The sequence below is a fragment of the Candidatus Poribacteria bacterium genome, from assembly GCA_021162805.1.
In the GTDB taxonomy this organism is placed as follows: Bacteria; Poribacteria; WGA-4E; order B28-G17; family B28-G17; genus JAGGXZ01.
The window spans coordinates 23268-42349 of sequence record JAGGXZ010000166.1; the positions used below are offsets into that span (position 1 = coordinate 23268).

Here is a 19082-nt window from a genome sequence, read left to right on the forward strand (position 1 = left end):
ATGCCAAGGGAGTTTCCGCTGGAGAGGATCCGTAACATCGGAATCGTAGCGCATATAGACGCCGGTAAGACCACCACGACGGAGAGGATCCTCTACTACACCGGCAAAAAACATAAGATCGGCGAGGTGGATGAGGGCACCGCCGACATGGACTGGATGGAGCAGGAGAAGGAGAGGGGCATAACGATCACCTCAGCGGCGACGACCTGTTACTGGAGGGATCACACGATCAACATAATCGATACGCCCGGCCATGTGGATTTTACCGCCGAGGTTGAAAGGTGTCTGAGGGTGCTGGACGGCGTCGTGGTGGTCTTCTGCGCCGTGGGCGGCGTTGAACCTCAGTCAGAAACGGTCTGGCATCAGGCCGATAGATACGGAGTGCCCAGGATCGCCTTCGTCAACAAGATGGATAGGGTTGGCGCGGATTTCTTCAGGGTTCTGGATATGATGGTCTCCAAGCTTCAGGCTACACCCGCTCCCGTTCAGATTCCCATCGGCTCGGAGGGGGAGTTCAGCGGTGTGGTGGATCTCATCAGGATGAAGGCTATTAGGTGGAATCCCGATGATCTGGGGCAGACTTATCTCTTCGAGGATATCCCCGAAGAGATGGCCGATATAGCCATGGAGTATCGGGAAAGACTGCTTGAGACGGCGGCTGAGGCGGATGATGAGTTGATGGAGCTGTATCTCGAGGGCGAGGAGGTGCCGGAGGAGATCGTGAGACGGGCGCTGAGAAGAGGCACCATAGAGAATCAGTTTATCCCCGTCATGTGCGGCGCCGCTCTCAGAAACATAGGCGTTCAGCCCGTGCTGGATGGGGTCGTGGAGTATCTGCCATCCCCCCTGGATATCCCACCGATAGAGGGCGAGGATCCGAAGACGGGCCAGGTCATAACCCGTCGGGCCTCCGATGATGAGCCGTTCTCCGCACTGGTCTTCAAGGTCATAGCCGATCCGAACGTCGACAGGTTCATCTACGCCAGGATCTATTCGGGCACCCTCAAAAAGGGGGAAAGGGTCTATAACCCCGGAAGGAAAGCGCGGGAGAGGGTGATGCGTATCCTCCGGGTGCATGCCAACAAATATCGAAATATAGATGAGGCCTTTGCCGGCGATATCGTTGCACTGGTGGGGCTCAAAAACACGTTCACGGGAGATACGATATGTGATGAAAGCCATCAGATACTGTTGGAGCCGATGAGGTTCCCAGAACCGGTCATCTCGGTCGCCATAGAGCCCAGAACTGAGGCGGAGAAAAGGAAACTCGAAGATACGATCAGGATACTCTCCATCGAAGATCCCACCTTTTCGGTGGAGATCGATGAGGAGAGCGGACAGAGGATCATATCTGGGATGGGAGAGCTACATCTGGAGATACTGGTCGAAAGGATGATCCGTGAGTTCGGCGTACAGGCCCGCGCCGGTAAACCTCAGGTGGCCTACAAGGAGACCATAACCATCCCCGGGAACGGCAGAGCTACCTACGAGCACAAAGGGGAGGAGATGAGCGCCTTCGCTGAGGTCGAGCTGGCCCTCGATCCGATGGAGAGGGGGAAGGGGTTCGAGTTCGTAAGCGAGCTCGATCCCTCAGCGTTTCCTCAGACCTATCTGGAGGCAGTGGAACGGGGCGTGAAAAGCGCTATGACTGCCGGGGTGCTGGCCGGATATCCGATGGTGGATGTTCGCGTCGCCCTTGTCGATGCCGTTAATAGGTCGGACTCCAATGAGATGGCCTTTGAGGCGGCGGCGGTCATGGCCTTCGAGAAGGCCGCCAGGGAGTGTAACCCCGTCCTGCTTGAGCCGATAATGAGGATTCAGGTGACGGCCCCCTCGGAATATATCGGGAACGTCATAAGCGATCTCAACACCCGAAGGGCGCAGATCCATACCGTCACACAGCGAGGCCCCGTCGAGGTGGTCGAGGGCCTCGTGCCGCTTGCGGAGATGTTCAAATACGCCACCGATCTCAGATCCATGACCCAGGGCAGAGGAGCCTATTCGATGGAGTTCTCGCATTATGCTGAGGTGCCACCGCATATCTTAAAGCAAATTCTGCCATGATGAGGCTATCCGGAAAACGAGATACGTTGATATCTGGATTTGCCCAGGTCTCCGATATGAGCGCTCCGTTAAAAGCTAGATGAGATAGTCCCTCAGACGGGCACTTTTAGAGGGATGTCTCAATCGGTTAAGAGCTCGTGTCTCTATCTGTCTGATCCGTTCGCGCGAGAGGTTCAACCTCTCACCCACCTCCTGAAGGCTGTGGAATCGGCCGTCGTCAAATCCATATCTCAGCCTCAGGATCTGCCTCTCGCGCTCGGGGAGGGAATCTATCATCCGCTCGATCTCCTGTCGCATCATCTTCTTGATCACCTCGTTCTCGGGATTGAGCCTGTTATCAGGGATGAAATCTATCATCCTACCCTCATCCTCGCTAGAGACATAATCGTCGAGCGACGTAGTTCCCGTGGAAAATCTCCTGATCTTCTCCAACTTATCGACCGGTATACCGGTAGAGTTTGAGAGTTCCTCCAGGGTGGGTTCCCTGGAATTTTGAGATATGAACCTCTCTATCGCCCTATTTACCTTTCGTAGCATATCATGAAGGTAAACGGGAAGCCGGACGGTTCGACTGTGGTTAGCTATGGCATAACCGATGGATTGCTGTATCCATATGGAGGCGTAGGAGCTGAACTTGGCGCCCCGCCGATAATCGAATCTATCCACGGCGATCATCAATCCGGCGTTTCCCTCCTGTATCAGATCCATCAGCGGTAGTCCCTTATCCTTATATCTTCTGGCGATGAAAAGGGGAAGCCTGAGATTGCCTTTGATGATCTCCTCCCGCACCTTAGCGATCTCATCTTCAAGCTCCTCCACCTGGTGGGCGATTTCGGACAACTGAGATATAACCTCCTCATCCTTAGCCTTTCTCATAGCATGTTTGAGATCCCTCGAGCTTCTGATCTCAGCGCCTTTCAGGAGCTTGGAGGCGAGCCTGAGGAGCCTTCTCACGTTTCTCTTCGCCCTATCCATCCGCTTAAAGAGTTCCAACTCCCTATCCTTGGAAAGCATCGGTATGCGGCTCACCTCCTGCATATATATCAAAAGGATATCGTCTTCCTCCGGATAATCGGCATGCTCCTCAGTTACTTCAGCCGAGGGTGAGAATCTCAAGCTCAGATCCTTCTCCATGTTCTACCTCCTGCGGGAGAGATCTACAGGGATTGATTGGCAAGAAGCATGCCAGACGACGAAATTTCCATTCGCTCATATTATCGTAAGTATAACGGAGATCCGAGAGGTCAGAAATGCTTATTTCTCAAAGTTGGAGGGAGACGGGAAACAGGAAGCAGGAGAGCGGCGGTGAAGGAGTCGCATTAAGTTTACACACTGTAAACTTAAGTTTACATATCAGGATGGGTGTGATGATATTTTAGCGACCCCCTATGGTAAAGGTTAGGAGGAAGGTGGGCGTTCCCCAGGGGGCTCCTCGTATAAACGTCCGGGGTGAAAGGGCGGGGATTATGGCTGATTCTTCCTGAAACTCCGGATCTGCCCGTCCTCGTCTCGCCCTCTCCTCAACCCGAGTTTTTCGATCTTCTTATGAAGCTGCTGACGGGTTATACCTAGTTTTTTCGCTGTGAGGGATATATTCCAGGAGTTCTCGCGGAGTTTGCGAAGGATGTAGATCCGCTCGAAGCGCTCTCTGGCCTTCTTCAGGTCGTCGATCTCCAGGATCTCCTCAAGTGAGTCTTTTTCCGGCTTGATTATCTTCATCTCCTCCACCAGATCCCTCGGCAGATCTTGGATCGTTATGGTTCTCCCGTTACATGTTGAGATCGCGTATTTAACGGCGTTCTCCAGCTCTCTGACGTTCCCCGGCCAGTGATATCCCGCAAATAGCTCCATGACGTCCTCTGAAAATCCCCGGATGTGATCTTTCCCGAACACGTGGGAGTGTTTTCTCAGGAAGTAATCGGCCAGGAGAGGTATATCTTCCCTTCTCTCCCTAAGGGGCGGGATGTGAATTGTCGCTCCGCTGAGCCGATAGTAGAGATCCTTTCTGAACTCCCCTTTTTTCATCGCCTCCCTCAGATCTCTGTTTGTGGCGGCGATGATCCGCACATTCACCTTGACGGTTGAGCCTCCTACCCGCTGGATCTCTTTGAAATCTATCGCCCTCAACAGTTTCGGTTGGATGTCGAGGCTGAGCTCGCCTATCTCGTCCAGGAACAGCGTTCCACCTTGGGCTTGCATGAAGAAACCAGGCCGGGCGTCCACGCCGGTGGCCACCCTTTTTCCTATCCCGAAGAGCTCCGCCTCCATGAGCTCCGGGACGATGGCATTGACGTTTACCGGCACGAAGGGTTTGTCCTTACGAGCGCTATGTTCATGGATAGCCCTTGCGGCGAGCTCCTTACCGGTTCCACTTTCCCCCTGTATCAGCACCGTCTCATCCGATCTGGCAAAACGACCTATGGCTTTCATCACCTCTATCATCTGAGGGGTTGCCCCGATGATCTCATATTCTCTGAACTTCACCCCTTCGCTCGTTTTGGGTGTGGAAAGGCTCTCCCTCTTCTCCAGGGCGCGTCTGATGGTGTTGACCAGATTGGCGTAATCTATGGGTTTGACCACATAATCGAACACGCCGATCCGGGCGACCGTCTCCAGGACGCTTCTCGATGAGCCATGGCCGGTTATAATGATGACCTCGGGCGGATCGGGCAGCTCCATCGCCCTATCGACCACCTTCAGCCCGCCCTCTTTGTCCAGAGTGCCGCTCGAATCGGGTATCCAGAGGTCGGATATGATCAGGTCGAACTTTTCCTCCTCAACGGCCTCCATGGCGGTATCTCTATCATGTGCGAACCGGATCTCGACGTTTAGATCCTCCTCCATCATCAGATGCCTTTGGATGTATTTACAGATATCCCTCTCGTCTTCGACGATCAATATCCTCCCGCCTATCATCCCTCGACCTCCTCGACAGCCATAAGAGGCAGCAGGAGGCTGAACGTGGTTCCGATGTTCTCCTTGCTTTCGACCTCTATCCTGCCGTGGTGGAGCTTGACGATGTTCTGGACGTTCGAGAGACCAAGGCCCAACCCTCTGGGTTTCGTTGTGAAAAAGGGCTCAAATATCCTCTTCCTGACCTCCTTTGACATCCCACAGCCGGTATCCTTGAAGGAGAGCTTGACGAAGCTGGCGCCTTTTTCGGAGTAATATTCCGCCGAGATCAACAGCGTTCCGCCATCCGGCATGGCCTGACAGGCATTGCGGATGAGGTTTATGAAGGCTATCCTGAGTTTCTCCCTATCGGCGCTTATGAGAGGCAAACTGGGGTCCACCTCTATGAAGAGCTCCACCCCGTTTTTCTTTATCTCTTCCTGGCATATCTCCACGGCCGATCGGATGAGCTCTTCGATCTGAACGGGTTGCATCCTTAAGCTCGCCTCCTGAAAGAAGCTGAGCTCGTTTTCGATCATATCGTTCAGCTTCATCACCCTCTCTATGATGGCGTTCATCTCGGAGACGATCTCACCAGGTTTATCCTTCATTCCGAGTGGATCGCCCTTCTGGAAGTTGTTCCTCACCATCTCCGCAGGGGCTCTGATGGAGTTGAGGATGTTCCTTATCTCATGCCTCACCTGAGCGGACATCACGCCGAAGGCCGCTTCCTTCTCCGACTGAACGAGCTGTCTCTGTGTCTTCTTCAGGTTTATGTAGTTCAGCAACAGCGTGCATGAGATGCCGTTGAGCGATATGAAGAGCCCTGGTGTAACCATATCCAGCCATATACCCCAGTTTTGGAAAAGCGAGAAACAGAAGGCCAGATGGAAAAGGAGAAAGACGGTATAGGCCGTCGCCAAAAGCGAGATCCTACCCTCATATTGATACACCATCAGCGTTATGAAGACGGAGAGGATGAGGAAGAGGGCCGTATAGATGAGATTAACCTTGAAGGTAAGCCGTGTGATGAACGCCTTCTTCACGAGATCGTTTACGAGGTTGGCCCTTATCTCGAGGGCGGTCATCTCGCCGGAAGGTGTGGGAACCCTATATGCGTTTTCAGTCTCGCCGACCAGGACGATCTTGCCTGAAAACAGCCTTCTAAGCTGTTCCAGATCGCCGTTCTGATAGATCTCCAACACATCCACGAAGGATATGGAATTAAATGAGTCCCCCGACGGCAGATAGGTTATATACGTCCTTCCACCTGAATCCACGGGGATTTTAAGAAGATCCCCCACCTCTATGCATCGACCTCTCCAAAAACCCGACCGAAGGGCGAGTTGACCTTCATCCAGGCCCAGAAACTCGCAGGTCATCAGAAGCTCTATAGGAAATCTAAACCCTCCGTTTCTATCCCTGACCACCATCTGAGCGCTGCGGTATATCCCATCCTCAGGGCTATACGTCATATAGCTGTAGCTCTTCCCCCTGGCGAGCTCAAACTTTAAGGGGATCGGATACCACGAGGTGACCGTCGGAATTCTATCCCTCTTTATAACGGGAGGTAGGCTATACGGTTTTATGACGAAGAGGTTGTTATTCGGATCGAGCTCCAGCTCTCCGCCCTCCCATTCCCTGTTGAACCATATCATCATTCCGACAGCCTTCGGATTGGCCTCCTTGAGAGCGTTATACAGGGCGAGATACACGTCATGTGACCAGGGAAGGGAACCGAGGACGGATTGGCTTTTCGAGTCGATGGTCACCAAGACTATGCTATCGGAGGGTGAGATACGCTCAGAAGCATAGGAGTAACGCTTATCGAGCGTTTTAAGCTCGACGAACTCCAAAAGCTTATATCTGCTGGCCAGCAAAACGAGGGCGAAGATCAAAATGGAGATTAGGGTTATCCAAAGGTGCTCCCTCATAATCTCGGCCCTTCCCGGACCAACTTTGCCCCGCGATACCAGGCATAGGTGAAATTAGGCTTATCGGGGCGAATCCAGATCGGTATCATCAGTTTGTCGTTCGATATGACGAGATTTTTATTTGCCGTGATCAGTCGCATCTGATTCCTCCTCAGCCCTGAATCGATAGACAGGTAGACGATCCCGTCCTTTGTCGGTTCCAATCTCGCCTCAACTCCCACACATCCCAGCAATAACCTGTAAACGACGAGTTTCTCCAGCTCTTCATCCCTGACAGGCAGTATGTTCCTGATCTGAGAGGCAAGCCTGGGATAGATCTCATCATCAAATAAAATACCAAAAATCAGACTCGCCTGCAAGAGGTTAGGAGGAGGATATCCCCTTTCAGCCTTGCTGATCTGCAATTTGGCCGCAGGGATTAACTTCGATACCGAGGCACACAGATCTGGGATCAGCGATTCGATCGATCTCTCTAGTGTCTCAACCTCATCCTTTGAAAGCTTAGTGTAAACTTCAGTTGACACCTTCCTTTCAGCAGGCGAGTAGCTACCGGCGGGCAGGGCATCTACGGCCGCGATCCCGTTGGAAGCCACGTTCTCGATCTTGAGCTTCTCAAGTTTGTTTCTGCCTATGGCGATCATCTCAGATACCTTCTGTTCGCGGCTGCCTGTAAAGACAGGGAGCATCTCCCCCCTATCGTCTTTCAGCCTTAATATAGCGCCGGGAGGCATTCTGATTATATCCTCTCCCCGTAGAAGCTCACCGCTTTTGAGAAAACCCCACCCCCCTTTTTCAACTCTGAAGGCTTCAACCTTGCCGAAGACGAACACGATCTGGGCGGAATCTCCGCAGAGAGCCATTGAAGCGCTTATCAACATGGACGTTAAGATCGCCGTGACCGTTATGATTCTCATCATCTCACACCTCTCCAGCGTGAAATCCATGGATCGTTGATATCCCTTTGAATCCTTTCGACCAGTTTGCCCTTTGGAGGCAACGAGTAGGTATCCGGCCAATTATTGACGGCGGCCACGTCCGGCGAGCCATATTTCTCCCAGGCGTTCTGGACGGTGGTTATGTCCTCAACCCCCAGTTTCATCCTCTTGATTCCCACCCTCCAGGCTTCAGCGAACCCTTTTTTGATCAGGGTCGTCTCGATGGGTATCCAGACGTAACCGCCGATTGGGATATAGCTTTCCTCGTCCAGCCCGATCTCCTGGGCCCTCTCAAGCGTCAGTCCGTCGAGTTGGAAGGCCATCAGCACATGCTTCGGCTGTTTGATCAGCGCCGTATGAACTCCCACCGACTCCAACAACGAGCAAAAGAGCGCAGTTGAATCGTCGCAGTCGCCGAACATCCTACCCTTTCTCCTTGCACTCAGGATCTGTCGAGGAAACATCACCTCGTCGACCGTGCCGCTCTCGAAGGGCACATTGGGATCGGATGCATAACTCATGCCATATAGGGCGTCGAAAAGCGTTATCGCCTTGAAAAGGGCCGGGTGTAGTTTCGCATCTTGATTCAAATCCCCAGCTAAATCAAGCGATCCGAGGGCGAAGCTCCTAACGACCTCATCCTTGGAACTGATGAAGGAGGCGAGCTTCGCCACATCATCCATCAGAAGGCTATTGACGCTTCGGATCACCGTCCTGGCTGTCGCCGTGGCCTTTTTGCGCATCTCATCCGATAGATCCGCTACTTCCACCCTTACCTCAACGGGGACATATCGGTTGAGCTTTAGGACATCTTCCTTTAAAAACAACCGGCTTATGGGCACGGATACCCTACGTCTGGGCAATACTTCAACCCTCTCCACCGCTACGGTGCCCTCATTCGGGGTGAACCCATCTATGAAAAGCTTCACCCTGACCTCCACCAGCTCCCTGCTCTCGTTGACCATCCATATCCTGCCTATGGAGTCAAGCGGATGGAGGTTAAACTTCATCCTTCGGTTTAACGGAGCTTGTATGATCGGAGCTCGATCGTCGCCGTGCAGGTAAAAGTATCTGTGCACGGGATATATCTCCTTCAGCTTCACGGCCTCTATCCTTACAGGCGGCTTCTGATAGTCGGCGCTGAAGGAGATGGTGATGTAGGAAACGGTGGGCAGGTCTTTAGGGATCATGCATGCGTAGTTAAACTCCACGCCTTTGTATCTGGCGCCGAACCCCGCCGTGACCGCCATCCCTTCGCCTCCCCTCTCCTTTTGAACCCCTGCTCTCAGGCTGATCGGTGGCATGGAGAGCTCAGCGCCTATCCTTATCATCTCGTCCAACTGAGCGCTTAAGAGCACCTTCCCCTTCAGGCGATATGCCCCTCCGATCCGAAACCTGGGTTTAAACAGTTTCTCGGTGAACCCTGAATCGTGTCTGACCGCCATTCCCGATCGAACATGACCGCCCGCTAAACTGATCACATCCTGAACCATCACTCCTATAATCCCACCCCTCAGCCGATACGGCTTTCCGATGATCCCGAAGTCCATCCCCCATCCGTAGGAGCTACCGAGCTTAACCCCGTTAAGCGAGGCACCATCTGAGAGATACTTAAGATTGAGACCGAGGGATAGGGAAGGCAGAGGGGTGAAACTGTAGCAGAAACTCACCTCATCCCTCCTAAAACCCACCTCTTCGTCCTTCATAGTGAGTCTATCCCAGTTCAACCCAAAGGCGATTCTCTCCGACGAAGGGATGATAAGTGAAAGCCGATTGAAGGAGGTGATGCCGAAGGGCCTCGAGTGGTCGTTACCGAGCACAAAGCGTCTCATCCTGGATATACCGGCAGGGTTCCATCCTATGGCGGTTGAATCGTCGGCTATGCTCACAAAGGCTCCGCCTAACCCGATGGCCTTAGCTCCTCCCATCGGCCTTGATTGATCTCCGGCGCAAATGCCGGCGAGGAGGATGATGACCGTCAAAATGAGAGTTGCCCTTACCGTCTCCAGATTATAACCCCTGTTCTCAGAGTTTCCCCTTCGGTTTTTACGGATATGAGATATGGACCGGAGCTCAGAAGGTTTCCTCCATTATCCCTTCCATCCCATGGGATGGTTACGACGCCCGGACGTAATCTTCTGCCCCGGAGGAGATGCCTTTGAACCCTGCCCGACATATCATATACCTTAACCTCCACCTTGGCATCCCTGTTCATCTTGAAGGAGATCCACGTTTTTCGGTAGATCCCTTCGCCTGGGATGATCGCCCTCGGCTGGCATGTTAGATCTTCTATACTCCTTCTCCCCTCGTTTGGAGGCGGTGTGGCCTGCCCGATCCCGTATATCCCCCCTGAGGTTATGGATACTGAGATGAAACCTCGATATAAGCTGCCGCCTATCGGCTTCCAGCTTTGAGCTGTTTCATCCCAGCGTTCCACGATCAACCTCTCGTTTCGATTCGATCCATCTGCAAGGATGGAAAGGATAGCGGGTTTCGTCGGATCAAACCGGATCCCCTTGGGCTCGACCAGGTATGACGTTCTCCCTCTCATCTGAATCGGATTTATGGCGATCTGGACAGACGGGAGTCGAATGGATCTGGGAGGGAGAATCAGCCTGGCCTGACCATCCGTCGAGCTGACCTGACCTCCCTTCTCACCGTTTATAGGTTCAGGCACGATCACGCTAACGGAAGATACGGTTTCAAATCCCGCTTCATCTTTCGCTCTGATCTTCAAAGCGTAGGGACCTGATCTGCCTGAGACGTTCCATACGGCGAGCAGCATCTGAGATGGTTTGGATACGGAACCGTCCGTCAATTTATACCAGGTCTCGGGATTCTCCCCCCTGCCGAACTCAACAACGTAGCGAACCTGTGTGATGTCCTCCACCCTCCATTTCACCTTCACATCTCCCACCACCTGTCGTCCGGAGAGAGGCGAAAGCATAATGATAGTGGGAGGGGTGTTATCCACGATGACCTCCATCGAGGTTGAGCTCTTGTGGCCTGCCGTGTCTTGAGCATCCAATCTCAGGAGATACCTTCCGTTCAGGCCGCGTGTCTTCCAAATTCCCAAGGTCCCCTCCTTGGATTCAGAGCCCTCTGCGATCAGCGTCCATTCCCCTCCCTGTTCTGGAGAGAAGGTGAGCGTGTATGAGCCGAGATTCTCATCGTATACGACGCCCTTGATCTCCACATCGCCGCTTACGACATCTCCTTCCTGGGGCGATCTTATCTCCACCCTGGCGGGCGAGGGATCGATGTAGATCTCCCTTATGATCTGGGAGGTCAATCCTGCCTTATCCGCCGCCGTTAATTTCAGCAGACATTTTCCGGAGATCCCAGAGGTATTCCACGTCGCCAGGATGCCATCCCTGACGGGCGATTTGGATAGGGCGATCGGCAGCCATTTCCCCGATTCGATATCCGTCGAATATTCAACCGTGAATCTCTCAAAGTTGATATCCCATGCCGTCCCCTCGATCCTCGTCTCCGTCGCCCCTGGCACGACTTCCCCGTCAGAGGGGGAGGCGAGGTCGAGGGTCGGAGGGGTGTTATCGACGATCAAGTTCACAGATATGGAGGAGAAGTACCCGTTATCGTCGTATCCGGTCAGTTTGATCTGATATCTTCCGTCCTCAACCCGTCGGGTATCCCAAACGCCCAGCGCCCCTTCCCTAACGCCGCTTGAGGCCACGTTCTCTATAACTTTCCAATCGCCCCCGGAGGCTTTTCTGTACTCGAGCACATAGTTCGTAAGCGTTGGATCTTCAGCGGTGCCGATGATCTGGACGTCGCCCGATATGACGTCGCCTGAGGCGGGCGAAAGAATTGAAACCACCGGTTTGGCGAGCTCATTGTCCAGAAACAAACTTATCTCTCTCCGCCCGATATTGCCGGCCTCATCGGTGACGCTCACCCTCAGGGAGATCTCTCCGTAGAGCTGCGATGTCATCCAGGTCAATGAAATCTGATCTTCGCCTGATTTCAGCTCGCCTGAGGCGATTCTCCTCCATTTGGCCGATTCCATCGAGGATTGGAGACGAGGAGGCGAGATGATCTTCTCCTGACGATACTCGACGAGATAGCTTTTGGGATGAGCGTCATCGAACGAAAACCTCACCTCCACCTCACCCTGAACTTTCTGATCGGGTAGGGGATGTATCAGCTTAACCTGGGGAGGGGTGTTATCCACGGTCAATTTGATCGAGACCTCGCTTTCATGCTCTACGTCAAACGGCCCCTCGATCCTGTCCCTGACCTTCAGGGATAGGACGTGTTCGCCATCCGCCGATGATCTCGTATCCCATTCGCCAAGCAGTCCGTTCCTGACAGGTTTTTCCGAACGGATGAGGGGAACCCCATCCACCTCCAGCGTGTAGTCCCGAAAATCGTCATCATATGCTGTTCCTTTCAGAGAAACGGTGCCTCCGACGACGGAGTCTCTGATCGGATCGGTTATATCCGCAACCGGAGATGCGGCGTTGACGTAGAAGGAGACCGACGCGGGTGTGGAATCGAAATTTCCGTTTTTATCGTATGCCCTGACGTAGAAGGTGTGTTTCATCTTATCTTGGAGATAGGGTATGTTCGCGAACCTCACCGGTGAAAGCTGAGACCACGGTCCGTCATCCATCTTCCATGAAAAGAGCAGCTCCTCAGATGGGGTATCGGCATCGCCTCCCTCAAACTCGAAGAAAGCCGATGTGGTGCCTATGACCCCCCTCGGCCCGGATGTGATTCTAGTCTGTGGTTCGCGCGTCTCGCGGGAATATACGGCGAGACCGGCTGAGGTTCCCACCCAGACCCTGCCGATCTTATCCACGAAAAGGGAGGTTACGTCATTGGAAGGAAGCCCATCGACGGTCGTGAAGGCCGTTGAAACGCCGTCCCATATGACGGATATCCCCTCGCGCGTGCCCACCCAGATCCTGCCGAGATTATCCTGAACGATGGATTGAACCCTGTTATCCAGCAGATCCTTCGTGAAGACGCTTAACGTCTTCCACCTCATCCCGTCGAAGATCCCCACGCCTTGGGTCGTTCCCGCCCAGATCCTACCCATATCATCGCACATGAGGGACGTGACTATGTCACCGGGCAATCCGTTTTTCCGGTTGAACCACAGCCATCTATCGCCGGATATCCTGGCGAGACCTCCCCCTAAGGTGCCCACCCATATACCTCCCGATTTATCCTCTACAATCGAGGAGGGGGTGGCATCGAGGGGATAGACCTTCCGATCGGATTGGGAGATCAGAATCAACGAGGAGAACCTGTTCGCTATACCGCCTGGGCCGGAGACGAAGAGACCGACCCCCACCCACATCCTACCTGCCGAGTCCCTGTATACGACCCTCACGTCCTCATATGGTAGCCCCTCTATCCTCTCGATGATACGCCCTTCCCCGTCAATCCTCGCCAATCCTCCTTTGAAGGCAACCCAGACGCTATCTCCTTCCGGACAGATCGACCTGACCTGTCCGATGGAGATCACATTTTCTCCCTCAAGGGATCTGATTCCGCTTTCAGTTCCGATCCAGATTCTGCCCGATCCATCACTCGATATAGCCCTTACATCGGGGATGAGGTGAATTCTCACCGTTCTGTCGCAGAAAAACAACCCGTTTTCCCTCGTTCCCACCCATATGCCGCCGGAACGGTCTATGAACAGCGATTGAGCCTTCCGAGCCTGTTGTGGCAATAACACCTCGATCCATTTCCCGCCCTCGTATCTCATCAGGCTGGATCGGGTGAGCACCCAGATCCTCCCGTCCGGATCGATATCCATAGCCACCACCTCGTCGGAGAAGGTCATTTTGCTCCAGTTCATCCCGTCGAAGATCCCCACTCCCATCGGGGTGGCCATCCATATCCTCCCCTCTCTGTCCTCGATCAGCTTCAGCGTCGGTCCTTCCGGCAAGCCGTCCGTGACGGTGTATCTCGTCCATTTTCTCCCATCGAATCGGCTGATCAGGACGGAGTAAAGGGCGGAGGCTTCCATTCCAAACCAGAGCTGTCCCGATGAATCCCTCAACATGCTCCTAACGCCGGTGTAGAGATAACCTTCCTTTTGGTTCCATAGCTTCCATGCTCTGCCGTCGAAGTGATTTGCGCCCCGATAGGTGCCGATCCACACCCCATCCTGATCTGGGACGGCGAATAGGACATAATTCCCCAACGGGTCATCCCCGAAGGTGATGTTCTGCCATGATCTTCCGTCGAAGACGGCGACACCTCTATCGGTTCCGATCCAAAGTCTTCCCAAGGGCCCCTCACATATCGAGTGTATCTCATTGCTGATCGTGTCATAGCGGGAGGGGAAGCTGCGCCATATCCCATCGAACAGGCTTAGGCCGCTTGACGTTCCAATCCATATTCTACCCTCGTCATCCTGGAAGATCGTCCGTATGTCATTGCCGGCGAGGCCGTCCAGTCTGCTGAAAGAGCGCCAGTGATAGATCTCCGGCTCCAAAGCGTAACAGAATATAGGGAGGGAGAAGAGCAGAAGGTGAATAATAGCTCGTCTCATCAACTTACATACCTCGGATCGAGTTCGAAGGCATTCTCTATGTGCTCCACCTTCGCCTCGCCTTGAGAGGTGAGGAGAACGGAGATGATATCAAACCTACAGCTCACGTCGGAGATCCCACGCCTTTGAAGATAAAGCAGGGCGAGCCTCGAGAGCTGTCTGCGTTTTCTGTATGTGACCGACTCGCTCGGATGGCCGAACCCAAATCCCTTTCGGGTCTTAACCTCCACGAAGACCAGGGTTTCCCCGTCGAGAGCTATAAGGTCTATCTCGCCCCGACCTATCCTGACGTTCCTTTCGAGGATTCTGTAGCCCTTTTGTTTGAGGAAATCGGCGGCGATCTCCTCGCCTAAAAAGCCGATCTCCTTTTTAGTCTGAACGATCTTCTGTGTATCGGACACGGCCCGTGTTCGGAGAGAGCTTCATAATGTTGAGGGGTCGGGTAACCCTTGTTTTTCGCGAATCCGTATTGAGGATAGATCCTATCGAACTCAACCATCATCCTATCCCGCGTCACTTTAGCGATAATGGAGGCGGAAGCTATGGAGAGCGAAAGTCGATCCCCCTTTTTGATCGCCATGCATTCGATCTCCAAGTCGGGGAGATGCGTTCCGTCGACGAGAACGAAATCGGGTTGAGGTGAAAGCTTCTCCACAGCCATTTTCATCGCTTTAAGGGAGGCCTGCAATATGTTTATTCTGTCTATCTCATGGTTATCCACGACCCCTATGCCTATGGATATGGCTGCCTGACAAATCCGCTCGAAGAGGATCTCACGTTTGGTCGGTGAGATGCTCTTAGAATCGTAGACTTCAGGGATATAGAGGTCTTTGGGGAGGATAACCGCTGCTGCGACAACCGGCCCTGCTAATGGGCCACGCCCCGCCTCATCCACCCCCGCCACGAGATCACATCCCTGTTTCCAGAGCTGCGATTCATATCTCAGGATCTGAGGCGGGGCTAAAGGTCTCATGTTCACTTGCGCACGAGCTTTTCCTTAATCCTCGCTGATTTACCTCTTCTCTCCCTCAGATAATAAAGTCTGGCGCGCCGGACGGCGCCTCTCCTTATGACCTCTATCTTGTCGATCATCGGCGAGTGGAGCGGGAAGATCCTCTCCACGCCGACACCATACGATGTCTTCCTCAGGGTAACGGTTTCCCTCAGCCCACCGTGGGCTCGCCTTATCACCACACCCTCAAATGACTGTGCCCTCTCCTTGCCACCCTCAACGACCTTGAAGCTGATCCTCACAAGGTCGCCGGGGCCGAATTCAGGCAAGTCGGTTCTCTTTAACTTTTCCTCCACGATCTCAATCGGTCTCATCTTCCATCAACTCCTTCTGCCATTTTTCCAGCATATCCAGATCTTCGTCCGTCAATAGGGCCTCTTTCAGGAGATCTGGCCTTCTGCTGAGGGTTCTTTTGAGCGAATGTTCCCTCCTCCATTTCGTGATCTTTTTGTGATCGCCGATCAGCAGTATCTCCGGCACCCTCATCCCTCGGAACTGGGCCGGTCTGGTGTAATGAGGGCAATCCAGGAGCATATCCGTCCCGAAGGAGTCTCCCTGCGCCGAGTCATAATCGCCTATCGCTCCCGGTATAAGTCTAACAATGGCCTCCACCACCACCAGCGCTGGCAGTTCCCCCCCGCTGAGGACATAATCCCCTATGGAGATCTCCTCGTCCACCAGCGCTTTTCTCACCCTCTCATCGACCCCTTTGTATCTGCCGCAGAGGAAGATGAGATGTTCCTGGAGCGAGAGCCTCTCGGCATGGCGCTGAGTGAATCGGTTTCCCTGCGGGCTCATCAGTATCACGCGACACCCAGGGGTTTTCAGCGCCTCGACGGCGTTGAAGATCGGCTCAGGTTTAAGGAGCATTCCCGGGCCGCCACCGTAGATGTAATCATCTACGCCTCTGTGTCTGTCGGTCGAGTAATCCCTTAGGTTATGGACATGCACCTTCAATAGTCCCTTTCCCCTTGCGCGCCTTATGAGGCCGAAGGAGAGCACGGATTCGACCATCTCGGGGAATATGGTGATGATATCTATCCTCATCTACTCGCGGATTCCCACGACGATGCCATCCTTGACGATGATCTCCGCCTGGGATAGCTTCTGGCGTATGTTATCGCCGACTTCGATCTTAACCGGTGCGTCGTAGGTTCCGGTTATGAATTCCGAACCGATTTCCAGCTTGGAGACCTCTTCCAGCTTTTTCTGAAGGTTATGTCTGATCTGTTCTTGTCTCTGCCGTTCCAGCATCATCTCTTCTCTGGCTACCCTTGCCCGTCTAGGATCGTTCTTCTCCAGTTCGGATATAGTTCGGCGCATTTGGAACTCCATCTGCTCCAGATGCATATCTATCTGTTTAATGGCGGCGGAGAGCTCTTCGATGAGCTGTTTCTTAAAGGTCTCCGTCACGATATTCTTCAGGATTACCGGCCTTTTAACGATAAGCGACATGGCTCAATCCGGGCCAAAAAATAGGCTAATCTGCCGTCAGGGCAGATTAGCCGTTTGAGCTTATGTTGACCTCATTCCAGTATCTCGAGAACCGCCCTCTTATTAGCCTTCGTTGCGGCAGCGCTCAGTATGGTTCTCATCGCTCTGGCCGTTCGGCCACCCTTTCCTATGACCTTGCCGAGGTCATCCTCAGCGACGCTCAGTTCAAGTATAGTGGTCTTTTCGCCGTCTACCTCATTCACGTTGACCTGTTCGGGATGGTCAACAAGCGCCTTGGCGATGTATTCGACAAGCTCCTTTAACAAGAGGCACCTCCTTCAGTTTCAGTGGTTTCGGTTTCAGTTTGATCTACCTCAGTTTGGGTTTGTTCTTCCTGCTGCTGGGCCCTGCCCTCTTTAAGTGCCGTGAATTTGGCCCATATACCGAGTTTCGAGAGCAGGCTTTTGACTGTATCGGTGGGTTGTGCGCCCACCATCAGCCATCTGATCGCTCTTTCCTCGTCGATTACCACGACAGCGGGATCGGGTATTGGATCATAGTATCCTATCTTCTCGATAAACCGCCCATCCCTCGGGCTTCTGGAATCGGCAACTACAACCCGATAGAAGGGCCGTTTCTTCCTCCCCGCGCGTTGTAACCTGATTCGAACGGGCAACCTATCACCTCCTACATCGTGAATGGGAAGAGGTTCTTCATCTTTCTTCTGGCCTTCTTTGACCTGACGCCGGTTAGCTGTTTCACCAACTTGTTTGTCTGTATCAACTGCTGGATTAACCTGTTGACATCTCGGACGGAAGTGCCGCTCCCCCGAGCGATTCTAAGCTTGCGGCTGCCGTTTATTATCCTGTAATTTCTCCTCTCCTGAGGGGTCATCGAGTTTATTATCGCCTCGGCCTTTTTCAACTGTTCCTCATCGGCCTGAAGCCCCTTGCCCTTTAACCTCCCCAGGCCCGGGATCATATCGATCAGCTGATCCAAGGTGCCCATCCTCTTTATCTGCCTTATCTGTTCGAGCATATCCTCGAAATCCAACTCCCGCTTTTCAATCAGCTTTTTCTCAAGCTGTTTCGCCTTTTCCTCATCGATCGCCCTTTCGGCCTTTTCGACGAGCGTCAGCAGGTCCCCGCGACCGAGTATCCTGGAAGCCATTCGATCGGGATGGAACTCCTCCAGGGCGTCCAGCTTCTCGCCCACTCCGGCGAGCTTTATCGGTTTACCGGTGATGGCCTTTATGGACAGCGCCGCACCGCCGCGAGCATCTCCGTCCAGCTTGGTCAACATCACACCTGTGATATCCAGCCTTTCATCGAATTCCTTTGCCACGTTTACAGCGTCCTGGCCGGTCATCGCATCGGCTACAAGCAGAATCTCATGAGGCTGTATCCTTTCCTTGATCCTCTCCAGCTCCTGCATCAACTCCTCGTTGATGTGCAACCTCCCGGCGGTATCTATTATCACGAAATCGTATCCGTTGTTTCGAGCATGCCTTACGGCGGCCTCACATATGTCTTCGGGTTTCATGGCCGTTCCCATCGAGAAGGTGGGCACATCTATCTGATCGCCCAGAACCTGGAGCTGTTTGATAGCGGCGGGTCTATACACGTCCGCCGCAACGAGAAGCGGTCTCTTGCCCTCCGATTTGAACTTTCTGGCCAACTTGGCCGCTGCGGTGGTTTTACCTGAGCCCTGAAGCCCGACCAGCATTATGATGGTAGTGCCGTTCGGATTTACCCGAAGTCTCTCGACCTCACCCCCCATCAGCTGTGTCAGCTCATCATTTATTATCTTCATTATCAACATATCGGGGGTGAGGCTCCGCATCACCTCCTGACCGATCGCTTTCTCCTTGACCTTATTGATGAAATCCCGAACGACCTTGTAGTTCACATCCGCTTCGAGCAGGGCAAGCCTCACCTCGCGCAGAGCATCGTTAATGTTTTTCTCCGTCAGCCTGCCCTGTCCTCTTATCCTTCTGAAGGTATTTTGGAGTTTCTCGGTCAAACTCTCGAACATGAGCTACCGATCTCCCAGAGAGAATTCGCCCTTATAAGATACCCTATACCTCCGATTTTGTCAATGGGAAGAAACCTAGCTTCTAAGGACAAAAACCTGACCTTAACAATTATACAAAATCCATATCCCAGCGGTCAACCTTAGCCAAGCTGGTTCACCCCCAGTTTGAGAGAGGGATGAAGAAAGCAACCATAGAGCGGGAAACAGACAAAAGAGGGAGATCAAAATCCTGAGAAACTCTTGAC

Annotated in this window: 15 protein-coding genes; 1 reads left to right on the forward strand and 14 read right to left on the reverse strand. The window is 53.3% G+C overall.

All coding sequences use genetic code 11. The annotated features are described in order from the left end of the window. Entirely contained in the window at nt 1-2064 is a 2064-nt protein-coding gene (gene fusA / locus J7M22_12750) for an elongation factor G (GenBank protein MCD6507476.1), read from the forward strand. Between the two features lie 75 nt (nt 2065-2139). Here the strand turns inward: fusA and J7M22_12755 are convergent, their stop codons facing one another. From J7M22_12755 to ffh, 14 genes are all read right to left on the reverse strand, one after another. Further along, complete coding sequence (locus J7M22_12755) at nt 2140-3198, reverse strand: sigma-70 family RNA polymerase sigma factor (GenBank protein MCD6507477.1); 1059 nt, start codon at nt 3196-3198, stop codon at nt 2140-2142. Nucleotides 3199-3528: 330 nt separating this feature from the next. Continuing rightward, nucleotides 3529-4980, reverse strand: a complete 1452-nt coding sequence (locus J7M22_12760; protein ID MCD6507478.1) for a sigma-54-dependent Fis family transcriptional regulator — start codon at nt 4978-4980, stop codon at nt 3529-3531. Then, nucleotides 4977-6890 carry a CHASE2 domain-containing protein gene (locus J7M22_12765; protein MCD6507479.1) on the reverse strand — a complete coding sequence of 638 codons (1914 nt, stop codon included), beginning with the start codon at nt 6888-6890 and terminating at the stop codon, nt 4977-4979. The genes J7M22_12760 and J7M22_12765 overlap by 4 nt, the downstream gene beginning before the upstream one ends. Continuing rightward, nucleotides 6887-7807: a hypothetical protein gene (locus J7M22_12770; GenBank protein ID MCD6507480.1), complete on the reverse strand. Its 921-nt coding sequence runs from the start codon at nt 7805-7807 to the stop codon at nt 6887-6889. The genes J7M22_12765 and J7M22_12770 overlap by 4 nt, the downstream gene beginning before the upstream one ends. Beyond that, nucleotides 7804-9753, reverse strand: coding sequence for a hypothetical protein (locus tag J7M22_12775; protein MCD6507481.1), 1950 nt, complete (start codon nt 9751-9753; stop codon nt 7804-7806). The genes J7M22_12770 and J7M22_12775 overlap by 4 nt, the downstream gene beginning before the upstream one ends. Before the next feature lie 68 nt (nt 9754-9821). Then, nucleotides 9822-14357 carry a hypothetical protein gene (locus J7M22_12780; GenBank protein ID MCD6507482.1) on the reverse strand — a complete coding sequence of 1512 codons (4536 nt, stop codon included), beginning with the start codon at nt 14355-14357 and terminating at the stop codon, nt 9822-9824. Continuing rightward, nucleotides 14357-14740, reverse strand: coding sequence for a YraN family protein (locus J7M22_12785; GenBank protein ID MCD6507483.1), 384 nt, complete (start codon nt 14738-14740; stop codon nt 14357-14359). Before J7M22_12785 ends, J7M22_12780 begins: the two co-directional genes overlap by 1 nt. Further along, a complete protein-coding gene (locus J7M22_12790) occupies nt 14707-15330 on the reverse strand; it encodes a ribonuclease HII (GenBank protein ID MCD6507484.1) in 624 nt (207 codons plus the stop codon). The genes J7M22_12785 and J7M22_12790 overlap by 34 nt, the downstream gene beginning before the upstream one ends. A gap of 2 nt (nt 15331-15332) precedes the next feature. After that, the gene (gene rplS / locus J7M22_12795; GenBank protein ID MCD6507485.1) at nt 15333-15683 is read right to left on the reverse strand and encodes a 50S ribosomal protein L19; all 351 of its coding nucleotides are present in this window, start codon (nt 15681-15683) and stop codon (nt 15333-15335) included. Then, nucleotides 15670-16416 carry a tRNA (guanosine(37)-N1)-methyltransferase TrmD gene (trmD, locus tag J7M22_12800; protein MCD6507486.1) on the reverse strand — a complete coding sequence of 249 codons (747 nt, stop codon included), beginning with the start codon at nt 16414-16416 and terminating at the stop codon, nt 15670-15672. The genes rplS and trmD overlap by 14 nt, the downstream gene beginning before the upstream one ends. Further along, on the reverse strand, nt 16417-16824 hold the full coding sequence (locus J7M22_12805) for a YlqD family protein (GenBank protein ID MCD6507487.1): 408 nt from the start codon (nt 16822-16824) through the stop codon (nt 16417-16419). Between the two features lie 71 nt (nt 16825-16895). Then, entirely contained in the window at nt 16896-17129 is a 234-nt protein-coding gene (locus J7M22_12810; GenBank protein ID MCD6507488.1) for a KH domain-containing protein, read from the reverse strand. Further along, complete coding sequence (gene rpsP, locus J7M22_12815) at nt 17123-17479, reverse strand: 30S ribosomal protein S16 (protein MCD6507489.1); 357 nt, start codon at nt 17477-17479, stop codon at nt 17123-17125. The genes J7M22_12810 and rpsP overlap by 7 nt, the downstream gene beginning before the upstream one ends. Before the next feature lie 11 nt (nt 17480-17490). Continuing rightward, nucleotides 17491-18837, reverse strand: coding sequence for a signal recognition particle protein (gene ffh, locus J7M22_12820; protein MCD6507490.1), 1347 nt, complete (start codon nt 18835-18837; stop codon nt 17491-17493). Between the last annotated feature and the right edge of the window lie 245 nt (nt 18838-19082).